Here is a 20,140-nt window from a genome sequence, read left to right as displayed (position 1 = left end):
CTTATTCACCAATCACATGCATTAAGATGCGACGCTCGTGTGATTGGTAACGATGTTCGTACAAAAAAATACCCTGCCATTGTCCTAAGGCAACTTTACCTTGCTTAATTGGTATCGAAAGACTTGTTTGTGTTAGAGCAGTTCTAATGTGCGCTGGCATATCATCTGGGCCTTCTGCTGTATGGATAAATAATGGATCCCCATCAGGCACCAAACGCTCAAAGAAGCTTTCCAGATCAACTAAAACATCGGGATCATAATTTTCGTTAATAAGAAGGCTCGCTGAAGTATGTTGGACATAGAGAGTTAGTAAGCCTTCTTTAAAATCTGATTGATCTACCCAATCCAAAACTTTTTGAGTGACATCATAAAAATGGCGACCCGAAGTTTGGATCGCCAATGTTTGACTAGCCTGTTTCATGAGCAAGACTTTATTTAAACTTTATTAGATTTAAGTTTACCTGAAATGCTGTCAATTTTAATTTTATCTTAGCAAGAGGATTATCAGTTTCAGATTGAATTGGTTTCTTTTAATACGGCGATCAATTGACGAATTTCGATCATGTTATTAATTTATTTATTAAGCCATGCATCAAGAAATGAATTAGAGATTTTTCCACTTAAAGGAGTGACTTGATGAGCTTTATCATAAAAGTATGTCCTAGGAAGCTCACCGTACCAAGTTGGATCAATACTATACCTAAGCTTATCTTCGTCTACTTCTACATATTGGTATTGTTCATGCTTAGGAAGATTGGCCTGATTTAAAATTCTCTCAGCTTTTTTAGCTGACTCTTTTCCGTCTACACATACTGTTATTAATTTGACATTTTTATTTTTACTAAGAGCTTTGCCGAGTTTTTTAAGATCGTCTATACAATACGGGCAATCAATTGACCAAAAAGAAATGATTAAGGGCTGGTTGAGATATTTTTTCTCAATAACATTTCGTGTATTGATCTCGAATGGCATAAATTCATATGCAAAAGAAAAGTTAGAAAAAAGCAAAAGGAACAAAAGAATCTTTAATTTCATACAGCCTATTCAAGAGCCATTAATTGATAACCATCTTTAATCGTATTCCAAGACAGAAAGGCTTTGTTATTAAATTGAATAAGTTCAGGATAGTCTGAAGCCCCTTCAGTCTTTTTGATTGTTTTAGCTTCTAGCCAATTTTTCCCGCCATCCTCTGAAATAGCTAAAACAATATAATTACCTGACTCATTTATCTCTTTCCATGCGAGATAAACCTTTTCATTGATACTTAATAGTGATGGATGACCTGCCTGAAAGTTAGCATTTCCAAATCTCTTAGCAGGAGAGCTTACCCAAGCATCTCCATCTATTCGTCCATAAAATAAACCTGCTTTATCTCCCCCATCAAACCAAGCCATATGATAACCCCAGTCACCCCCTCTAGATATTGCAGGGCCGTGATGAGGGCATGCATCAATTTTCCAACCACCGAAAGTGGCTCTATTGAGAACGATATTATCGTTCATATCAATCTTAGCTACTGCATGATCTCTAATGCCTTTATCATAAAGCTGTCGCCACATTGCAATGGCGTTTCCTTTACTATCATTAGTTAAAGCAATCCTGCAACATTCACAACTACTATCAACAATTTTTCTTTCAATTTTAAATGATTCGCCAAAATTTTCTGAAACTGCATAATACAAGGCTGCCCCTTTATACTCTTTTTCTTTTTTTTGCAGTTTGGCTTTTTCTAAATCGCGCTTATCTACCCATGCTACAAAAATTCGCCCGTCTTTATTTACATTGATAGCATCAAAACGATGTGTAATTTCTGACTTATCTTGGTGAGCAATCTGAGGTAATTCAAAAGTTTTGCCATGATCTTTTGATCTTGCAAACCATATATAGCCTGTATAAGGCTTTGAGAGCGTTTGAGTCCAAGTGACATAAATATTCCCCTCAGGGCCAATAGCAATCTTAGGTTTTGCGTCTCCTGATGTTCCTATTTTCTGAAGTTCGGTATTTACATTTATAGATTTCGAGAAATTAAGTCCTTGATCATTTGATGAGTCAACAATAACAAATCCCTGCTGCTCTCTCACTCGCCATAAAGTTCCTGACTTATCAAATGAGACCGAAGCGACAACCGAAGGGCCATGACTATGACCCTCATGAGAAAAACTCGTCTCACAGAATAAAATCAACAGTAAGAATATTATTTTTTTAAAAAACTTAATAATCAAATTTAATTTGCGCATAGCCTGTTCTTTGAGAAAGTGGGTGATGAACATAAGCCTGATCATTAAAAATATTATCTGCTCCCAGTGAAGCTGTCCATCTGTCTTTAAATTTATAATTTGCTTTAGCATCTACAAATAGTAATCGGCTAGCGCCTTGATATGTCTCTGGATTGATATCTGAATTATTTAATTCTATAAATTGACGTCCGCTATATCTGGCAGCTAAACTCATTGTAAAATCTTCACTGACTCTATAAGTTGCTACAGCTTTATAAAGCTGCCTTGGGATGCGGGGTACCTTTTTATTAATATACGAAGATGCTGCATCATTTTTCAAAATCTCTGAGTCAGTTAAAGTTGCGTTAGCTAGCAAATCAAGTTTAGGGATCATTGCATTTTTCCATTCGGTTGCTAGTTCTATGCCATATATTCTGACATGGTCTACATTCTGAACATAGGAAGTTGAATTTGTTAATGGTGGAACGGGTGAAACATTTGTTTGTGAAATTAACGCGTCATACCTATCTTCCCTAAAAAGACTTGCCCTTGCAAGGCCATTTGCAAAGCGTCGCTCTGCTGTGATTTCACTAGAATAAATCTCTTCAGGTTTTAAATTTGGATTATTCGTAACAATGGTATTACTTACTGTCAGCTGTTGGAATAGCTCGGTAACGGTTGGAAATCTGTATGCCTTACCAAAGGCGGCTCGAAACCCCCATGCTGGTATAGGTTCAAAACTCAAGGACACCTTTGGAGAAAACGTATTTCTTGATCTATCCTCATACCTAGCAAGAGTAGTATTTTGGTTTACTCCATCATAAGCTTCATAATGCTCTTGACGAGCTCCCAATGTAAGCGACCATAACGGCGTTATTTGCCATTTATCTTGAACATAAACAGCATGAGTTTTTGTATTACCGGAAGATAAGGAACTAAAAGTTCCTTTTTGTGAGCCCATCCAATCAATAGATGCATTTACTATTTGCCTTAGCTGATAGTAATCTAAGTGGTAGCCGAGATCAATGGTGTGATCTTTTGGACGCAATGTGATGCGACTATCGAATACTGTCCAACCCGTACCTGCAAGGTCTGTGATCTGTCCGGTTTTTGTAATATAAGGATTGGTATTAGAGGTTCCAGTTAAATTTGATCGATTACTCAAGTCCTTAGAGTAATTATAATCAGATAGTGTCATTTGCCAATTAAAAAAACCTTTATCATTAGATTTAAAATCAATCGATTGCATCACGTGAAACGCTTCTGCCTGAGCTGGATTCATTCTTGCTAAACTATATTTTTTATTATTAAAGTTCACATCTCCACCGTAAATTGAATTGCCGTCGCTATCCTTAATATAACTTTGTACATTCTGTCTGCTATCAAGATCCCATAAACCAATCGTATAAGTGAGCTTAGATTGATTTAAGAATTCATACTGACCTTTAAATTTTCCATTTGTCTGAATAGAAGTATCGATTGCTGTTGCACCAAAAATTACTCTATCCTGATTTGAAATGCCTTTATCCTGATAAGCGCCTGTCACAAGAGTTGCGCCTCCTGCTGCAGTTGAACTGAGATTGGCAACCGAAAAATCAAGGGGCTGTGCCGTATTTTCAAGTCTATTCATACTCGCCCAAAAACTGAAATCATTGACTTTATTACCTATAGAAAAAAATTCACGGTTACCAATCTTGGTTTGATCTGTGCCATAAAGCTTAAAATTTTGGATAAAACTTTGTACTCCGGCATGAGCTTCTAATCTTTCAGGCATGCTTGTTTCGATATTGATCACTCCACCCATTGAATTTCCAGCATAAAGTGAAGAAAAAGGACCATACATCATACTTATCCTTTGAATTTCTTCCGGATTTACCATGCCCCATCTTGGAGGATATGAAAAAGAATTCCCAAGTAAATTAGATAAAAGGACGCCATCTGCATAAAGCATGCTTTGTGCGCTAGATATGCTTCCTATAGTTCTTGACGAAATAATACCGTTTCTATCTCCAATAGATCTCTCCCTCACTTGAATACTGGGTAGGTATTTTAAAGTCTGTGCTGGTGTTGCAGCGTTAACACTCTCTTCAATTTGCTTTTTGTCATAAGTTTCAACGGTAGCTGGAAATTTCATGATACGGCTATCGACAAAAGAATCTTTGACTGTAATAGTACCGGTCACTAAATCAGATGTCTCTCCAGAAAAAGCTAACGGCATAACAAGTAAATATAAAATAGCAGGAATAATCTTCCTCATAAGCATTTAATCAATCTCGTAAAATAGAAAAAATTGTGCAAATTTATGCACAAATGATGCATTACTAGATAGATTAAATAGAGGGCGGGGCTTGAGGAGGGTGAGAGGATCTAAAGTAGGACTGAAGTATTGGGGATTCGTATTCTAGGAAAAATTTCGCAGCGCTAGGAATTAAAGTCAATCCTAATTGGATATCGCGTTCTGGTAAATAATTCTTGTCTGAGGTTGTCGAACAATAAGCACAATGAGTTAAATTAATATTTGCATGATTTTTATCTGGATTCTGATTTTGCGTCGAAACAAACTTAACGCCTTGAGAAGTACAAATTTTCTCTAAATTATCAAGATTATTTTGTGACTCAATTGCGTGTGAAATTAATGGCATAAAGGATGTTAAAAGCATTGCAAAAATCGCAATCCAACTACCTATTTTTTTGTATGCATTTTTCATATTTTTTAAGTTTAACAAGAATTGCCAGTTTAAATCAATTTCTTTTTCACAGGCATGATTAACTTAATAAAGGTTTTTTGTTTTTAAATGCATCATAAAGAATTAAAGCGACACCGGTCGAAATAAAACTATCTGCCACATTAAATGCTGGCCAATAAAGTCCTTCATAGTGAAGATAAATGAAATCTATGACAAAACCATAATAGCTTCTGTCACACAAGTTACCTGCGGCTCCACCAAGAATAAAAGAAAGTGCTAAACACAGTAGTGGCTGTTTTAAACGCTGATGAATTAATCGGGTAATGATAAAAATTGCGGCAGATGAAATACCTATAAAGAAATATCTCTGCCAGCCGGATGCTTCACTTAAAAAGCTAAAGGCGGCTCCCGTATTTTGAAAATGTACAATATTAAGAAACGAGTTCACCACTAAAGCGTTTCCTAAATCTAAGTGATTAAATATCCATTGTTTGGATATGAGATCCAGAATAACAATCGATAAAGCAATCGAAATATATTTACGCATGCGATCTTAGTTCGCCTTTTTCAAAAAGATTACTGATGCATCGATTGCAAATCGTTGGATGTTCATGATGCGATCCAACTTCTTTGCGATAATGCCAGCATCGATCACATTTTTTATGGTCACTTGCAAAGACATCAATATGAAGATCACCTTGTCTTTCATGAAGTTTTGCATGCGAAGTAATCATCGAAAACTTAAGATCTTCATGAAGCGTCTCTAAAGATTCATAAATTTCACCTGAAGCGTAGATATCAATCTCAGCCTGAAGTGAAGAGCCTACTAATCCTTTTTCACGTAACTCTTCAATTTTTTTATTAGCAATTGCACGTACATGAATAATATGCTCCCATGCTAGCAATTCCCTTGCGTCCAAATCGTGAGGTGGTAGGTCATACCATGTATCCATAAAAACTAATTCATCACTTTCTGGCATGAGAATCTGCCAAATTTCATCTGCTGTAAAGCTTAGAACAGGTGCCATCAATCGCATTAAGGAATGTGTAATATGGAAGATTGCGCTTTGCGCAGCTCGTCTTGCTTTTGAATTTTCGGCTGATGTATAAAGACGATCTTTCAAAATATCAAGATAGAATCCACCCAAATCCTCAGAGCAAAAACTTACAAATTTTTGCATGCCTAAATGAAACTCATAAGATGCATAGTCTTTTTTAATTCGTTCTTGAAGCTGATGAGTTAAATGCAGTGCATAGCGATCTATCGATAGCCATTCCTTTACAGGAAGTAAATCTTTTTTAGCATCAAAGTCGCCAAGGTTGGCTAGCAAAAAGCGTAAGGTATTTCGTATACGCCTATACCCTTCAGCAACTCGCTTTAAAATTTCATCTGAAATAGTAAGTTCGCCAGAATAGTCGGTGGAAGCTACCCAGAATCTTAAAATATCAGCTCCATATTGATCCATGACTTTTTGCGGGGCTACGACGTTGCCCTTAGATTTGCTCATCTTATGACCACTGCCATCAACAACGAAACCATGCGTTAGAAGTGATTCATAAGGTGCTCTTCCATCGATTGCACAGCCTGTGAGTAAGCTTGATTGGAACCAACCCCGATGTTGATCTGAACCCTCTAGATAAAGATCAGCTGGATAAGATAGGTCTTCACGTTTTTTTAGAACAGAAGCATGTGTCGTTCCTGAATCAAACCACACATCTAATGTGTCGCTTATTTTTTTATATTGATTAGCATCTTCGCCAAGTAATGCTTTAGCATCTAAATTAAACCAAGCTTCGATACCTGATTTCTCAACTTCCTTAGCAACTAATTCAGTTAGTTCATGGGTACGCGGATGTAATTCGTAAGTTTCTTTATGAACAAAAAGTGGCATAGGAACGCCCCAATTTCTTTGGCGCGAAACGCACCAGTCAGGACGATTTTTAATCATAGCCTCTAAGCGCGCTTTTCCCCATTCAGGATAGAAAGTGGTATGACTGACTGCTTCGTTTGCTTTCTCACGTAATGTCTTTTTATTATTTTCTTGATTCATGCCAACAAACCATTGACGTGTAGCTCTGAAAATTACTGGTGTTTTATGACGCCAACAATGTGGGTAGCTATGTGATAATTTCTTAGAAGCAAATAAGCATTGATTCACGTCTAATGTTTCAATAATTTTTTTATTGGCCTCCCAAATACTTTCACCTGCAAACTGCTCCACAAAGGAATAAAACTTTCCTTCTTCATTGACTGGGTTATCTACAGGCAATTGATATTGCATACCAACCGCATAGTCCTCTAGCCCATGTGCAGGGGCTGTATGAACTAGCCCAGTTCCAGCTTCTAGAGTGACGTGGTCGCCACATATGATAGGTACATTTTTTTTATAAAACGGGTGGCTGAGTTGGAGATGCTCTAAAGCTTGACCTTTACATGAGGCTAATTTCTTGAAAGATGCAAAGCCATAATGCGTAAGATTTTTTTCAGCCAAATCTTCAGCAAGGATAAGATTACCTTTTTCAGTGCTATATAAACCGTAATTTAATTCAGGATGAACGCATACGGCCTGGTTTGCTGGAAGCGTCCAAGGTGTCGTTGTCCAAATAACTGCGAATGTATCTTTTACTTCTTTAGCATTGAATATATTTTTTAAAATATCGCCGTCTGTAACTTTAAACCCCACATCAATCGTAGGTGAAGTTTTATCTTCATACTCTACTTCAGCCTCAGCTAATGCTGAACCACAATCAACACACCAATGCACAGGCTTACTTCCTTGGTAGAGGTATCCATTTTGATGAATATGTCCGAGCGATCTTATGATATCCGCTTCGGTTTGAAAATTCATTGTGAGGTAGGGTTGATTCCAATCCCCTAATACGCCTAAACGTATAAAATCATTTTTTTGTTTTTCAACTTGCGTTGCTGCATATTCGCGACAGAGTTCTCTAAATTTTTTAGGATCAATATTTTTGCCATGCAATTTTTCCACAACAAGCTCAATTGGAAGTCCATGACAATCCCACCCTGGGACATAAGGCGCATCAAACCCAGATAAGGTTTTAGATTTAACAATAATATCTTTTAAGATTTTATTAACAGCATGCCCAATATGAATATCTCCGTTTGCATAAGGCGGGCCATCATGCAAAATGAATTTTTTAGCACCTTTTCTTTTTTGTCTAATTTTCTGATAAAGCTTAAGTTCCTGCCAGCGCTTTACCCAAAGAGGCTCTCTTTTAGCAAGATCTCCTCGCATGGGAAATGGCGTGTCTGGCAAATTTAATTGATATTTATTTTCTTCGGGCATATATTTTATTTTTCAAAATAACGTGTTGCATAAACTACATCTTTTTTAATTTGTTCAATGAGTGCATTAATATTTTCAAATTTCATTTCATCTCTAATCTTTTCCATGAAAGTAACCTGAACATGCTGTCCATAAATGTCTTCATTGAAATTAAGCAAATGAACTTCTAGTAAAAGTTTTGGGATGCCTGCAACTGTAGGTCTGATTCCAAGATTAGCAACGCCTTTTCTATTCCCTAATTTTACCGCATATACCCCTGTTAGCGCAGGTCTCGTATGCTTCATATGAATATTAGCAGTTGGGAAGCCCATTTGCCTTCCGCGCTTGTCACCTTCAACCACTTTTCCACTAATCGTGTAAGGCCTTCCTAAGAATGCAGTGACTGACTTAATACGGCCCTCATTAAGCGCTTCTCTAATTGATGTACTTGATACGCGCTTGCCTTTCACATTAATTTCTGGAATTTCGAATAATTCAAATCCACTTTTTCTTAAATCTTCTATGCCCGCTAATCTTTGAGCTCCAAAACGGAAATCATCTCCTACGATGATGATTTTTGTTTTTAATTGCTCTTTTAATATTTGATGCATAAACACTTCACTAGAAATACTTGCAAATTTTTTATTAAAGGCACAAACAAAAACATTTTGAACGCCGCAGCTTAAAAAAAACTCTAGCTTTTCTCTTAAGCTCGTAAGTCGAGTAGGTGCGTTTTCGGGCACAAAGAATTCTTTGGGATGCGGTTCAAAAGTCATCACCGATGGTGTAATTTTTCTTCTTTTAGATTCCTGTATAAGTTTTTGAATAAGCGCTTGATGACCTATATGAACACCATCAAAATTGCCAATAGTCAGGCCAATAGGCGTTTCTAAACTTAGTGGAAAATGGCGAAAGACTTGCATCACAAAAACTTAAATAGCTCTTCGAATGAATGATTGAAGTCTTAATCCCATCATCCATAGTGAACCAAAGTAAACAACAGACCCGGCAAGAATGAGCATCACTAAGTAAATCAATCTTTTTGAAATAGAAAACTCAAGCCAAAGCGTTGAATCTCCTTTTAAATAAAACAAAGTGAGGCCCATTAAAACTAAAGCCACAAAAAGTTTTATTAAAAATTGCCCCCATCCTGCATGTGGTTTGTAATAATTACCTTTTCTTAAATGATAATAAAGGAGACTTGCATTTAGGCACGCTCCTAAACCAATCGCGAGAGCCAAACCTGCATGTTTAAACTGCCCAATAAATATCATATTCATGAACTGTGTCGAGAATAAAGTAAATAGTGCAATTTTGACTGGCGTTTTAATATTCTGTCTTGCATAAAATCCAGGTGCTAATACTTTAATCATGATGAGGCCCATCAGTCCAAAGCTGTATGCAATGGTAGCTTGTTGGGTCATCAAAACGTCATGCGTATTAAAAGCGCCATAGTGAAATAAGGTTGCAATTAAAGGGAGTGATAACACAGCCAATGCAACAGCCGCAGGCGCTGCAAGAATAAAAGTGAGTCGTAGCCCCCAATCAAGTAAGCCTGAGTATTCTTTTTGATCTTTGCCTGAAAAAGATTTCGAAAGACTTGGAAGTAAAATCGTGCCCAGTGCTACTCCTAAAACGCCTGCTGGAAACTCCATGAGTCGATCAGCATAATAAAGCCATGAAACACTTCCAGTCTCAAGAAAGGATGCAAAGATAGTATTAACAAGCAATGATAGTTGCGCTATAGATACCCCAAAGATTGCAGGTCCCATGATTTTAATAATCCTCCACACACCTTCATCTTTAAGATCTAACTGATATTTAGGAATAAACCCAATTTCTCTTAAAAAGGGAATTTGAAAAATTAACTGGAGGACACCTCCAACAAATACAGCCCAAGCTAATACCAGAATAGGCCGATCAAAATAATCGGCAAAAAATAATGCTGCAAAAATAAAAGACAAATTAAGCCATACAGGCGTTAAAGCAGGCACTGAGAATTTATTGAAAGTGTTCAGAATGCCGCCAGCCATAGACACTAAGGAAATAAAAAAGATATAAGGAAAGGTGATCCTTAATAAATCAACAGTGAGCTGAAACTTTTCAGAATGCTCAATAAAACCTGGCGCACTAATATAGACAAGCCAAGGTGCCGCAAAAATACCAATGCATGTAATCGCTATTAGAAAAAGACTTAATAATGAACATACGTGATTAATCAAGAGGTGTGTCGCCTCATAACTACGTTTGTTTTTATACTCAGCAAGGATAGGGACAAAGGCTTGGGAGAAAGCGCCCTCTGCTGAAATGCGCCTTAATAGATTGGGAATTTTGAAAGCCACAAAAAAAGCATCTGTTTCCATACCCGCGCCAAAGGTTTTGGCGATCAAGCTATCCCTCACAAAACCTAAAATTCTTGATACGAAAGTCATGCTTCCGACGGTTGCGAGTGCTTTAAGAAGATTCATTGAATTTATCTATTTAAGTGTCACTAAATTACAAAGATTTTAACATGGAGGTCGTTTTATCAAGGTTTCCGACAAAAATATTGATAAGCTTAGAACATCAAGGGGATATGACTGAAATTTAGGGCTAAAATGAGCGTTTTATCTTGTATAAAACCTCAAATATCGCTAAAATTCTCGCCTTCGTAATAAAAGATATTAACTAAAGGATAAACATGGCAAATACCGCACAAGCTAGAAAACGTGCCCGCCAAGCAACGAAGCAACGAGCTCACAATGCAAGTTTGCGTTCAACTTTGCGTACTGCAATTAAAAAGATTTTAAAAGCAATTCAAACTGGTGATAAAACAGCTGCAAAAACATCTTTCCAAGAAAATGTTTCAGTGATTGACCGTATCGCTGATAAAAAGATTATTCATAAAAACAAAGCGTCACGTCATAAGCAACGCTTAAACGCAGCAATCAAATCAATGGCTTAATTTCAAAGAGAGATTCTCTCTTTGATCTAAGCAATCCCCAAAAGCTTTCTTACCTTTATAGCCTTATGGAAAGCTATATCTAAGTTTTTATCTAATACGGTAAAGTGGCCCATCTTTCGGCCTGGTCTTGCTTCATGTTTTCCATAAAGATGCATTTTTAAGCCGGATTCATTAAGGGCCATGCCCCAGTCAGGTTCTTTTTGTCCATTTTTTGTCCAGACATCACCTAAGAGATTAACCATGACAGCGGATGAATGAAGTCTAGGGTTTCCAAGAGGAAGACCTGCTAGCACTCTCACTTGCTGTTCAAATTGATTCGTCACAGAGGCGTCAATGGTGTAATGACCAGAATTATGCGGTCTAGGAGCAATCTCATTTACAAAAACCTTACCCTCGCTAATAAAGAATTCAACACCCAACACGCCTACATAATTAAGTGCTTGAGCTACTTGCTTTGCAAGTTGATCCACTAAATCATTAATTAATTGTGTTGAGCGCGCCGGCACAATGGAAATATCTAAAATACCGTTAGTATGAATATTCTCAGCTACACTAAATGTCTCCATATGGCCTAATTGATCTCTCGCCAAAACTAAAGAAACTTCCATATCTAAAGGAAGCATTTTTTCTAAAACACATTCCTGACTTGAGAATTGATGAAAAGCCACTATCGCTTCTTTTTGTGAAGCAACTCTTGCTTGACCTTTGCCGTCATAACCAAAGCGAGCGACTTTTAAAATAGCAGGATAAATAGAAGAAGTATCTGAAGGTATATCTTTGTCTTCTCGAATGATTTCAAAAGGACCTACAGGAAGCCCTGATTCTTTTAAAAAAGTTTTTTCAAGAACGCGATACTGGGCCACTCTTACAGACTCTGGTGAAGGGCTTACATGTATCTTTTTTGATAAGAATTCCATGCTGTCTGCAGGAACATTTTCAAATTCAGTGGTTACACCTTGACATGTGTTTCTCATGACTTCCAATGCCGAAACATCATCATAAGATTTACATAAATGAATATCTGCAATAGCTCCTGCAGGACTTTTTGGATCCGGATCTAATACAGTAACCTTAAAGCCCATCTCATGGGCTGCAATCACAAAAAAACGACCTAACTGGCCGCCTCCAAGAATGCCAAGCATAGCTGAAGGTAAAAGCGGTTGATCTAGTTGACTCAAGGCTTCTCCGACAAATTCATATCGATAACTTTTTTAGCTTGCTTCTCTCTAAACACTTCAAGCTTTTTAGATAATGTTTTATTTTCATGCGCCAAAATAGATACTGCAAAAAGGCCTGCATTTGCAGCCCCTGCTTCACCGATAGCAAAAGTTGCTACAGGAATACCTCTTGGCATTTGTACAATAGATAATAAGGAATCTTGGCCTTGAAGATGTTTTGAAGGAATCGGTACGCCCAATACGGGTAATGTGGTTTTAGAAGCTACCATACCAGGCAGATGAGCTGCACCTCCTGCGCCTGCAATGATAATTTGATAACCTTCTTGTGAGGCATGTTCAGCAAATTTAAACATCAAATCTGGCGTTCGATGTGCTGAAATGACTTGAGCTTCGTAAGGCACATCAAAATCTGCAAGCATCTGTGCTGCAAATTTCATCACCGGCCAATCACTGTCAGATCCCATAATAATGGCGACAAGTTTTTTATTTTCTGACATACAAAACTCCCTTTAAAAATCTTAAAGTAAAATTAAATTATCTCGATGAATCAAAGAAGGTTGATCAATATAACCTAATAAATTTTCTATCGAATTTGTAGACTTGCCCATAATTTTTTTTGTTTCCCCTGCATTATAATTAATAAGTCCACGCGCAATCTCTCCACCCTTTGTATCCAAACAAAGCACAACTTCTCCTCGATCAAAATCTCCTTCAACCGAAATAACACCAATAGGTAATAAACTTTTACCCTCTTTTTTAAGTGCTTCGACAGCGCCATCATCTAATATCAACTTACCTCTTAATTGTAAATGATCGGCGAGCCATTGTTTTCTTGCTGCAACTTTTAATTGTTTACTTTCTAGATGAGTCCCTATGGTTTCACCTTGATTTAGTCGAATTAAAATATTTACTTCTTTACCAGATGCAATGATCGTATGCGCGCCACTTCTAGATGCGCGTTTAGCTGCTAAAACTTTAGTGAGCATACCGCCTGTACCAATTGAAGAGCCCACACCACCAGCCATTGCTTCTAGAGATAGGTCACCTGCAATACCATGATGGATAAGCTTAGCTTCTTTATTTTTTCTTGGATCGTCGGAAAATAGTCCTGGTTGATCTGTCAAAATGATTAAGAGGTCAGCTTCAATAAGATTAGCGACTAATGAAGCCAATGTATCGTTGTCACCAAAACGAATTTCATCTGTCACAACAGTATCGTTTTCATTAATGATTGGGATCACTTTAAGTTCTAAAAGTGTATTTAATGTAGAGCGCGCATTGAGATATCTTTTTCGATCAGCAAGATCGTCATGCGTTAATAAAATCTGCGCGGCTTTTAATTCGTGATGTGAAAAATTCTTTTCATAAATTTGAACCAATCCCATTTGGCCAATAGCTGCTGCCGCTTGTAATTCATTAATTAAAGTTGGTCTTACTTTCCAACCAAGTCTTTGCATACCCTCAGCGACGGCACCGCTTGAAACTAAAACAATTTCTTTACCTGATTTAACAAGATGAGAAATCTGCTCTACCCATGAAGCAATAGCTTTTTGATCTAACCCTTCACCATGATTGGTGACTAAGCTAGAGCCCACTTTAATAATAATGCGATGACTATTCGCTAATAACGATTTCATTTTGAATTGTTTTATTTTCTTCAATAAAGGTCATGATGTCATATGTAAGCTCTTTACAGCCAACTCCCTTAATCGCGGAGATTGAATATACAGGCCCAGTCCAACCAAAAGATTTCACAAATGCTTTTACCTTGTCTGCAACATCTTCCACCATATCAATTTTATTTAATATCAACCAGCGTGGTTTTTGATATAAAAGCTCATCATATTTTTTTAATTCATTCACAATAGCGCGCGCTTCATCAACTGGATTGATCGCAGGATCAAAAGGTGCAATATCAACTAAATGTAAGAGTAGTGTAGTTCTCGCAAGATGTCTTAAGAATTGGTGTCCTAAACCAGCGCCTTCTGATGCTCCTTCAATAAGCCCGGGAATGTCGGCAATCACAAAACTTTGATTCTCACCTACTCTCACTACACCCAAATTAGGATGCAATGTTGTAAAAGGATAATCTGCGACCTTAGGTTTTGCGGCGGATACGGATCTTATAAAGGTGGACTTACCCGCATTTGGCATGCCCAGGAGACCCACATCAGCTAATACTTTAAGTTCAAGATAAAGCTCGAACTCTTCTCCAGGCTCACCCTTGGTGCATTGTCTCGGTGCTCGATTAATACTCGATTTAAAATGAATATTACCAAGGCCACCTTTGCCACCTTTAGCTAAAAGAGCCCTGTTCCCATGATGGCTTAAATCCGCATAAGACTCACCAGTTGCTTTGTCTGAAATTACCGTACCTACAGGCACTCTTAATACTAAATCCTCACCCTTCGCGCCATAACATTCCGCACTGCGTCCATTCTCACCTCTTTGTGCTTTTAAGGTTCGGGTATAGCGATAGTCAACAAGAGTATTTAAATTTTGATCTGCTTCAAAAAATACAGAGCCACCTCGACCGCCATCTCCTCCACTTGGGCCTCCCATAGGTTCGTATTTTTCACGACGAAATGTTGCAATGCCATTGCCGCCGTCACCTGCGTAAATTTTAATGGTTGCTTCGTCTATAAATTTCATATTATCAATTTACCAAATAAAAAAGCCCTATCAACTGACAGGGCTTTAAAGAATCTTAGGATTGCTTAGACTGGAACAATATTAACGGTTTTACGTTTTAATGCGCCTTTGATGGTAAAGGTTACCTTACCGTCAGCCTTTGCAAAAAGAGTGTGATCTTTGCCCATGCCTACATTCACGCCAGGGTGCATTTTGGTGCCACGTTGGCGAACAATAATGCTACCAGCTGAAACAACTGTCTCACCGAAAGCCTTTACGCCTAAACGTTTAGCCTGGGAGTCACGACCGTTTCTTGAACTTCCGCCTGCTTTTTTATGTGCCATGATTAATCCTTAAATTATTTAGCTGATATTTTATCGATTTGAATCTCAGTAAAGCTTTGTCTATGTCCTTGAGATTTGCGGTAGTGTTTTCTACGGCGCATTTTAAAAATTGTCACTTTATCATGACGTCCGTGGCTCACTACGGTGGCTGTAACGCTAGCGCCTCTTACAATAGGCGATCCTATAGTCACATTATCACCATCAACGACTGTTAAAATTTGATCTAGAACGACATTCGCCCCTACATCACCTGCTATTTTTTCAATCTTCAGCTTATCGCCTTGATTAACGCGATATTGCTTACCACCTGTTTTAATAACTGCGTACATGATAAAACCTCAAACTTTAACAACTTTAAAAGAATCGCGAATTATACTTAAATTAGGCCTGTTAAGCAAACTCTTCAGGGATAAAGATAAGGGTTTTTTGCTCACAAACCCCGGAAAGAGGGCTATGTTAAAATATGTCTTTAACAACATTTAAGCCTTGTTTTTGTGACTCTTAGCGCCATTTTATCCCCAATTAAAAGTGATTTATTAGCTGTGAATGAGGTTATTCGCTCTTCTCTTCATTCTGAAGTGCCACTGGTTAACCAAGTTGCAGGACATATTATTCAAGGAGGCGGGAAACGACTGAGGCCCAGCACTCTACTTTTAGTGGGTGGCTTATTTGGTCCCATTCAAAAAGAGCATCATGAATTGGCCGCGGTGATCGAGTTTATTCATACCGCCACACTCCTTCATGATGATGTTGTAGACCAATCCACGAAAAGAAGAAATCACAAAACTGCAAATACCATTTTTGGAAATTCTGCGAGTGTTTTGGTGGGGGATTTTATTTACTCTAGAGCATTTCAAATGATGGTCAAAATCAATCATATGAAAGTCATGGAAGTATTAGCTAACACTACAAATACCATTGCAGAAGGTGAAGTATTGCAACTTTTAAATATTCATAACGCCTCTATTAAAGATGAGGATTACTTAAAAGTTGTATATTACAAAACTGCTAAATTGTTTGAATCTGCAGCCGAGCTGGGAGCTATTATCGGTGGCGCTCACGATTCTGATATTAAAGCGCTAGCCCAATTTGGTAAACATATGGGAATTGCTTTTCAGCTTATAGATGATGTCCTCGATTTATCAGGCAACCCTGACGATATAGGTAAAAATCTAGGGGACGATCTTGCAGAAGGTAAGCCTACCCTACCTCTTTTATTTGCTATGAAAAAAGGGAATGCCCAACAAAAAAATATTATTAGAGCTGTCATTGAAAATGGCGGGTTAACAGAGTTAGAAGGTGTTTTGAATGCTGTTGAAGAAACTAAGGCGCTCGATTACGTAAGGCAACTCGCAAAAGAAGAAATAGAACAAGCTGAAAAGCTTATTCAACACATTGCACCTTCTGTGTATAAAGACGCTTTATTAGAGCTCACACAATTTGTAACCTCGAGAGATTACTAATTTAGAACAATAGGGTCGCCATTATCGGCACGGTAATAACTTAGATGCGCACATTTATTGGCGCCTGAGGTGATGGATCCATCAAAAATCGATTTGCCGTTAAGATCAACTTGCGCATAGCCATTGTTAAACAAAGTCACTTCGGCCTCCTTCTTGCCTTGTCGCAACAGGAAGCTAATGGAGTGATCATATTCGGATTCAGAGTAAACTTGCCAATTGTTGCCGCCTGCGAGCTGTGAAAGCCAATTAGGTAAATCAACCTCTACTCGACAAATCACTAAATCGGCCCAAGCAGATTGCTCTTCTGGTGGAGTTAAGTTGTTTGGTATATTTTGCAATTCATTCATAAGTCATAGTTTAAATCATTCATGATCTATTAATGGTGATTAATTCTATAATTTCAAGTAAATTTATTCATAATATTTAAAAAAGTTTAAGGCACATGATGTTTATTATTGGGATGACTGGCGGCATTGGATCAGGTAAAAGTGAAGCGCTGAAAATATTTGAATCTTTAAATATTAAAGTGATTGATCTCGATAATATTGCAAAAGAAATTACAGACTCAAGCCACCAAGCTATGCAAGAAATTAAATTAGTATTTGGAGATGCTATATTCGATAAGGACAATCGGTTGGATCGAAAAAAATTAAGAGAAATTATCTTCTCAGAAAAAGATCAAAAAATAAATCTTGAAAAAATTCTTCATCCAAAAATTCTTGAAGAAGTTATGAAAAGACTAAATGTGTTATCCAACGAATCTTACGTTGTGATTGATATCCCACTGCTATTTGAAACAAACCAATACACAAGCCTTATTTCAAGATCACTTGTTATCGACTGTAAGGTAGACGATCAAATCGAACGTGTTAAAAAAAGAGATGGGATTGACACCTCTGTTATTCAATCAATCATCGAGCAACAAGTTGGTCGTAATTACCGCATCGAAAGAGCGGATGATGTAGTCGTTAATGATGGTTCAATTGAAAAGCTCGAAGAGTCGATTAAAGCATTACATAAAAAATATTTAAATTTAGTTGCCGTTAAATAAAATCAACCCGATAATGCCCATATGATCACATTTGAGTTTCCCCTTAATGAGCGCATTCGAAGATTACTTCGTATTGAAGAGATCTATCAAAAATTTGAACATCAATTAAAAAATACACATGACTATTTTGAATTTAGTTGTTTCAATACACTTTTTGAAATAGTACAGCTTGTATCAAGGTCCGATTTAAAAATTGATTTTCTTCAGGAACTTGAAAGGCAGGAAAAAAAACAATCAACCCTCTCAGAGAATCAAGCATTAAAAGAAGGGCAGCTCAATCCTAAAGAAATCATTCTAAAGATACAAGTAGCTCGTAAAAAGTTAGAAAATATAGATGTAAAGCCTGGCTTTAATTTCAATAACAATTTATTTTTAGAAGAGGTAAAAAAAAGGATCAGTTCTCCAGGTGGGCTTCTAGATGTTGATTTTCCAAATTTTCGTAACTGGGCAACCCACAAAACAAGAAAATCTAAATTAGAGGATTTTAAATCCTGGGCGCAACCTCTCATGGTGTTTAAAGATGCAGCCTCCATCATTCTATTAATTTTGAGAAATCAATGCCACGTAGATTCAGTTAAAGCAAAAGAAGGCAAACATCAACAAACCATTGATCCGCTTAAGACATTCGACCTTATCCGACTTGAGCTTGAAAAGACTTTAAATATTTATCCTGAAATTAGTGCTAATAAATATACTGTCAATGTTTTCTTCAACCAGCTTAATGAAGAATTAAAAAAAGAGCCTGTTAAATTAAATCTTGAATTTAAATACAGTATTTGCTGGTTATGAGTGCAAAGATTACATTTGTAAACTGCCCCCAATGCAATCATAGTGTTGAATATAGTTTATCTAATGCTTTTAGGCCTTTTTGCTCTGAACGATGCCGCTTGATAGATTTAGGTCAATGGGCCAATGAAGGCTATAAAATTCCTGTTGAAACCAACCTCGAGGATTTAAATGAAGACTCAATCTAAGAAATTATTAAAACTTATTCTATTTGTAATTACATTTCTAATGTCGACAGAAATATTAGCTGCACCAGATATAAAAGTAGAAAATGCTTGGGTTGCTTCTGCAGAAGCAAATGATGACATGAGCGTCGCCTATATGTCACTCTTAAGTAATGAAGATTTAATACTGACTTTGGTGACTTCTCCAAAAATCAAAACAATTGAGATGCATAATACCATTCAAGACAAAGGCATTATGAAAATGCGTATGGCTCATGAAATTAAAATCTATCATAACAAACTCTTTGAATTTAAATCTGGTGGCAGTCATTTAATGCTCATGGATTTTAAAGGTCCTCTGAAGGCCGGGGAAAAAATTAAACTTACATTTCATTTTAAAGATAAAAAAAATCAATCTTTTGATAAATCAATTGACGCGACCGTTAAATAATTTTATTCCCAAATAGCCGTTTTCATTGCAATGCCATGTCCCCCAGATTGCCAGGATTTTTTTAAGCTTGCTTGATTAAGTCCACCTAACGCATAAATTGGTATATCTAGTTTACTTGTACATTCACTAAATAATTCCCAGCCTATCGGTTCAGCGAGAGGGTGTGATTCAGTTTTTTGAACTGGAGAAAATACAACAAATGATATATTTAAATCTTGCGCAATCATAAGCTCTTCTATGTTGTGGCAGGAAGCTCCGCATAATGAAAAGGCTGGCCGGTCTTTTAATTTAATTAATCTATGAGATGGATAATGAACACCGTCGGCCCCAATATCTAATGCGAGATTTTCGTTTTCATTAATTAACACTTTTGCTTGATAAGGCTTCGCCAGATCTAAGATCTTTTTAGCTATTTTTTTTAGATCTTGATAAGGTAAATTATTTTCTCTTACTTGTATCATCTTCAAGCCTTCTTCTAATTTAATTTTTAATCTTTCAAAAAATAATGTCTCACCCATCTCTTCGATGTTTGTAATCGCATAAATTGGGGGAAGTAAAATAGATTTCAGCACAAATAAATTGGTAGGCAATATTGGGGAAACTGATATACGAGATGGGTCTTGCCAATCCAATAATTGATTCTCACATGATGTGATTTGGCCAGTCCAATCAGTCACTTTGAAAAAATAGATATAGACCTTTTTATCTGGATAGATGTAACTTCGTTCAAACCATAACGTCGCATCATTTGCAGAAATATTAATTTCTTCCTGAAGCTCTCTCTGAAGAGCTTCAAAGGGTGATTCATTTTTTTCAATCTTACCACCTGGAAATTCCCACCATCCACTCCACCCGCGTCCAGGAGGTCTTTGGGCCATCAGAAGCAATCCATCATGTCTTTGAATAACAGCTGCAGCTGCGCGAACAGTATTCAC

General features: G+C 37.1%; 23 protein-coding genes. 6 read left to right on the top strand and 17 right to left on the bottom strand.

Features of this window, described 5'->3' with window-relative positions:
* Position 1 precedes the first annotated feature (1 nt).
* From FIT63_RS01635 to murJ, 9 genes are all read right to left on the bottom strand, one after another.
* On the bottom strand, positions 2 to 421 hold the full coding sequence (locus FIT63_RS01635) for a secondary thiamine-phosphate synthase enzyme YjbQ (protein ID WP_140006277.1): 420 nt from the start codon (positions 419 to 421) through the stop codon (positions 2 to 4).
* Positions 422 to 573: 152 nt separating this feature from the next.
* Entirely contained in the window at positions 574 to 1,035 is a 462-nt protein-coding gene (locus tag FIT63_RS01630; protein ID WP_140006276.1) for a TlpA family protein disulfide reductase, read from the bottom strand.
* A 5-nt stretch (positions 1,036 to 1,040) separates the two neighbouring features.
* A complete protein-coding gene (locus FIT63_RS01625; protein WP_140006275.1) occupies positions 1,041 to 2,237 on the bottom strand; it encodes an NHL repeat-containing protein in 1,197 nt (398 codons plus the stop codon).
* Positions 2,212 to 4,473: a TonB-dependent receptor gene (locus tag FIT63_RS01620; RefSeq protein WP_140006274.1), complete on the bottom strand. Its 2,262-nt coding sequence runs from the start codon at positions 4,471 to 4,473 to the stop codon at positions 2,212 to 2,214. Before FIT63_RS01620 ends, FIT63_RS01625 begins: the two co-directional genes overlap by 26 nt.
* Before the next feature lie 73 nt (positions 4,474 to 4,546).
* Positions 4,547 to 4,924, bottom strand: coding sequence for a DUF2946 domain-containing protein (locus FIT63_RS01615; RefSeq protein WP_140006273.1), 378 nt, complete (start codon positions 4,922 to 4,924; stop codon positions 4,547 to 4,549).
* 58 nt (positions 4,925 to 4,982) lie between these two features.
* Positions 4,983 to 5,450 carry a signal peptidase II gene (gene lspA / locus FIT63_RS01610; protein ID WP_140006272.1) on the bottom strand — a complete coding sequence of 156 codons (468 nt, stop codon included), beginning with the start codon at positions 5,448 to 5,450 and terminating at the stop codon, positions 4,983 to 4,985.
* Complete coding sequence (ileS, locus tag FIT63_RS01605) at positions 5,443 to 8,214, bottom strand: isoleucine--tRNA ligase (protein WP_140006271.1); 2,772 nt, start codon at positions 8,212 to 8,214, stop codon at positions 5,443 to 5,445. The genes lspA and ileS overlap by 8 nt, the downstream gene beginning before the upstream one ends.
* Positions 8,215 to 8,219: 5 nt before the next feature.
* The gene (locus FIT63_RS01600) at positions 8,220 to 9,116 is read right to left on the bottom strand and encodes a bifunctional riboflavin kinase/FAD synthetase (RefSeq protein WP_140006270.1); all 897 of its coding nucleotides are present in this window, start codon (positions 9,114 to 9,116) and stop codon (positions 8,220 to 8,222) included.
* 9 nt (positions 9,117 to 9,125) lie between these two features.
* Positions 9,126 to 10,661 (bottom strand): murein biosynthesis integral membrane protein MurJ, encoded by a 1,536-nt coding sequence (gene murJ, locus FIT63_RS01595; RefSeq protein ID WP_140006269.1) that lies wholly within the window; start codon positions 10,659 to 10,661, stop codon positions 9,126 to 9,128.
* Between the two features lie 212 nt (positions 10,662 to 10,873).
* On the opposite strand from murJ, the gene rpsT reads away from it, so the two are divergent.
* The gene (rpsT, locus tag FIT63_RS01590) at positions 10,874 to 11,137 is read left to right on the top strand and encodes a 30S ribosomal protein S20 (RefSeq protein WP_046487228.1); all 264 of its coding nucleotides are present in this window, start codon (positions 10,874 to 10,876) and stop codon (positions 11,135 to 11,137) included.
* 26 nt (positions 11,138 to 11,163) lie between these two features.
* Here rpsT and FIT63_RS01585 read toward each other — a convergent pair whose 3' ends face one another.
* The 6 genes from FIT63_RS01585 to rplU all read right to left on the bottom strand — a co-directional run bounded on the left by FIT63_RS01585 (position 11,164) and on the right by rplU (position 15,619).
* A complete protein-coding gene (locus FIT63_RS01585) occupies positions 11,164 to 12,279 on the bottom strand; it encodes a 5-(carboxyamino)imidazole ribonucleotide synthase (protein WP_420886443.1) in 1,116 nt (371 codons plus the stop codon).
* Between the two features lie 32 nt (positions 12,280 to 12,311).
* The gene (gene purE / locus FIT63_RS01580; protein ID WP_140006267.1) at positions 12,312 to 12,812 is read right to left on the bottom strand and encodes a 5-(carboxyamino)imidazole ribonucleotide mutase; all 501 of its coding nucleotides are present in this window, start codon (positions 12,810 to 12,812) and stop codon (positions 12,312 to 12,314) included.
* 21 nt (positions 12,813 to 12,833) lie between these two features.
* On the bottom strand, positions 12,834 to 13,952 hold the full coding sequence (gene proB, locus FIT63_RS01575; protein WP_140006266.1) for a glutamate 5-kinase: 1,119 nt from the start codon (positions 13,950 to 13,952) through the stop codon (positions 12,834 to 12,836).
* On the bottom strand, positions 13,930 to 14,967 hold the full coding sequence (gene cgtA, locus FIT63_RS01570; protein WP_140004981.1) for an Obg family GTPase CgtA: 1,038 nt from the start codon (positions 14,965 to 14,967) through the stop codon (positions 13,930 to 13,932). The genes proB and cgtA overlap by 23 nt, the downstream gene beginning before the upstream one ends.
* A gap of 65 nt (positions 14,968 to 15,032) precedes the next feature.
* Positions 15,033 to 15,290 (bottom strand): 50S ribosomal protein L27, encoded by a 258-nt coding sequence (gene rpmA / locus FIT63_RS01565; RefSeq protein WP_046487216.1) that lies wholly within the window; start codon positions 15,288 to 15,290, stop codon positions 15,033 to 15,035.
* A 14-nt stretch (positions 15,291 to 15,304) separates the two neighbouring features.
* The gene (gene rplU / locus FIT63_RS01560) at positions 15,305 to 15,619 is read right to left on the bottom strand and encodes a 50S ribosomal protein L21 (RefSeq protein WP_046487215.1); all 315 of its coding nucleotides are present in this window, start codon (positions 15,617 to 15,619) and stop codon (positions 15,305 to 15,307) included.
* 165 nt (positions 15,620 to 15,784) lie between these two features.
* On the opposite strand from rplU, the gene FIT63_RS01555 reads away from it, so the two are divergent.
* Positions 15,785 to 16,753, top strand: a complete 969-nt coding sequence (locus tag FIT63_RS01555) for a polyprenyl synthetase family protein (RefSeq protein ID WP_140006265.1) — start codon at positions 15,785 to 15,787, stop codon at positions 16,751 to 16,753.
* Here the strand turns inward: FIT63_RS01555 and FIT63_RS01550 are convergent.
* Complete coding sequence (locus FIT63_RS01550; RefSeq protein ID WP_046487210.1) at positions 16,750 to 17,100, bottom strand: hypothetical protein; 351 nt, start codon at positions 17,098 to 17,100, stop codon at positions 16,750 to 16,752. The genes FIT63_RS01555 and FIT63_RS01550 overlap by 4 nt on opposite strands.
* Before the next feature lie 95 nt (positions 17,101 to 17,195).
* On the opposite strand from FIT63_RS01550, the gene coaE reads away from it, so the two are divergent.
* Genes coaE through FIT63_RS01530 form a run of 4 tightly spaced genes read left to right on the top strand, consistent with a single transcriptional unit; the run spans position 17,196 to position 19,205 of the window.
* On the top strand, positions 17,196 to 17,804 hold the full coding sequence (gene coaE / locus FIT63_RS01545) for a dephospho-CoA kinase (RefSeq protein WP_140006264.1): 609 nt from the start codon (positions 17,196 to 17,198) through the stop codon (positions 17,802 to 17,804).
* Positions 17,805 to 17,825: 21 nt separating this feature from the next.
* A complete protein-coding gene (gene zapD / locus FIT63_RS01540) occupies positions 17,826 to 18,593 on the top strand; it encodes a cell division protein ZapD (RefSeq protein WP_140006263.1) in 768 nt (255 codons plus the stop codon).
* The gene (gene yacG, locus FIT63_RS01535) at positions 18,590 to 18,778 is read left to right on the top strand and encodes a DNA gyrase inhibitor YacG (RefSeq protein ID WP_140004976.1); all 189 of its coding nucleotides are present in this window, start codon (positions 18,590 to 18,592) and stop codon (positions 18,776 to 18,778) included. The genes zapD and yacG overlap by 4 nt, the downstream gene beginning before the upstream one ends.
* Positions 18,762 to 19,205 (top strand): copper chaperone PCu(A)C, encoded by a 444-nt coding sequence (locus FIT63_RS01530; RefSeq protein ID WP_140006262.1) that lies wholly within the window; start codon positions 18,762 to 18,764, stop codon positions 19,203 to 19,205. Before yacG ends, FIT63_RS01530 begins: the two co-directional genes overlap by 17 nt.
* A 2-nt stretch (positions 19,206 to 19,207) precedes the next feature.
* Here the strand turns inward: FIT63_RS01530 and FIT63_RS01525 are convergent, their stop codons facing one another.
* On the bottom strand, positions 19,208 to 20,140 hold the full coding sequence (locus FIT63_RS01525; protein WP_189342313.1) for a Nudix family hydrolase: 933 nt from the start codon (positions 20,138 to 20,140) through the stop codon (positions 19,208 to 19,210).

It is taken from the genome of Candidatus Methylopumilus planktonicus, assembly GCF_006364715.1.
GTDB lineage: Bacteria > Pseudomonadota > Gammaproteobacteria > Burkholderiales > Methylophilaceae > Methylopumilus > Methylopumilus planktonicus_A.
Note: the sequence above shows the minus strand (reverse complement) of the source record. Positions and strands in the feature narration are given on the sequence as shown.

Bases quoted from the DNA above. Each gene is read 5' to 3' on its own strand.
- FIT63_RS01635 (WP_140006277.1), bottom strand. From the start codon at position 421: ATGAAACAGGCTAGTCAAACATTGGCGATCCAAACTTCGGGTCGCCAT.
- FIT63_RS01630 (WP_140006276.1), bottom strand. From the start codon at position 1,035: ATGAAATTAAAGATTCTTTTGTTCCTTTTGCTTTTTTCTAACTTTTCT.
- FIT63_RS01625 (WP_140006275.1), bottom strand. From the start codon at position 2,237: ATGCGCAAATTAAATTTGATTATTAAGTTTTTTAAAAAAATAATATTC.
- FIT63_RS01620 (WP_140006274.1), bottom strand. From the start codon at position 4,473: ATGAGGAAGATTATTCCTGCTATTTTATATTTACTTGTTATGCCGTTA.
- FIT63_RS01615 (WP_140006273.1), bottom strand. From the start codon at position 4,924: ATGAAAAATGCATACAAAAAAATAGGTAGTTGGATTGCGATTTTTGCA.
- lspA (WP_140006272.1), bottom strand. From the start codon at position 5,450: ATGCGTAAATATATTTCGATTGCTTTATCGATTGTTATTCTGGATCTC.
- ileS (WP_140006271.1), bottom strand. From the start codon at position 8,214: ATGCCCGAAGAAAATAAATATCAATTAAATTTGCCAGACACGCCATTT.
- FIT63_RS01600 (WP_140006270.1), bottom strand. From the start codon at position 9,116: ATGCAAGTCTTTCGCCATTTTCCACTAAGTTTAGAAACGCCTATTGGC.
- murJ (WP_140006269.1), bottom strand. From the start codon at position 10,661: ATGAATCTTCTTAAAGCACTCGCAACCGTCGGAAGCATGACTTTCGTA.
- rpsT (WP_046487228.1), top strand. From the start codon at position 10,874: ATGGCAAATACCGCACAAGCTAGAAAACGTGCCCGCCAAGCAACGAAG.
- FIT63_RS01585 (WP_420886443.1), bottom strand. From the start codon at position 12,279: ATGCTTGGCATTCTTGGAGGCGGCCAGTTAGGTCGTTTTTTTGTGATT.
- purE (WP_140006267.1), bottom strand. From the start codon at position 12,812: ATGTCAGAAAATAAAAAACTTGTCGCCATTATTATGGGATCTGACAGT.
- proB (WP_140006266.1), bottom strand. From the start codon at position 13,952: ATGAAATCGTTATTAGCGAATAGTCATCGCATTATTATTAAAGTGGGC.
- cgtA (WP_140004981.1), bottom strand. From the start codon at position 14,967: ATGAAATTTATAGACGAAGCAACCATTAAAATTTACGCAGGTGACGGC.
- rpmA (WP_046487216.1), bottom strand. From the start codon at position 15,290: ATGGCACATAAAAAAGCAGGCGGAAGTTCAAGAAACGGTCGTGACTCC.
- rplU (WP_046487215.1), bottom strand. From the start codon at position 15,619: ATGTACGCAGTTATTAAAACAGGTGGTAAGCAATATCGCGTTAATCAA.
- FIT63_RS01550 (WP_046487210.1), bottom strand. From the start codon at position 17,100: ATGAATGAATTGCAAAATATACCAAACAACTTAACTCCACCAGAAGAG.
- coaE (WP_140006264.1), top strand. From the start codon at position 17,196: ATGATGTTTATTATTGGGATGACTGGCGGCATTGGATCAGGTAAAAGT.
- zapD (WP_140006263.1), top strand. From the start codon at position 17,826: ATGATCACATTTGAGTTTCCCCTTAATGAGCGCATTCGAAGATTACTT.
- yacG (WP_140004976.1), top strand. From the start codon at position 18,590: ATGAGTGCAAAGATTACATTTGTAAACTGCCCCCAATGCAATCATAGT.
- FIT63_RS01530 (WP_140006262.1), top strand. From the start codon at position 18,762: ATGAAGACTCAATCTAAGAAATTATTAAAACTTATTCTATTTGTAATT.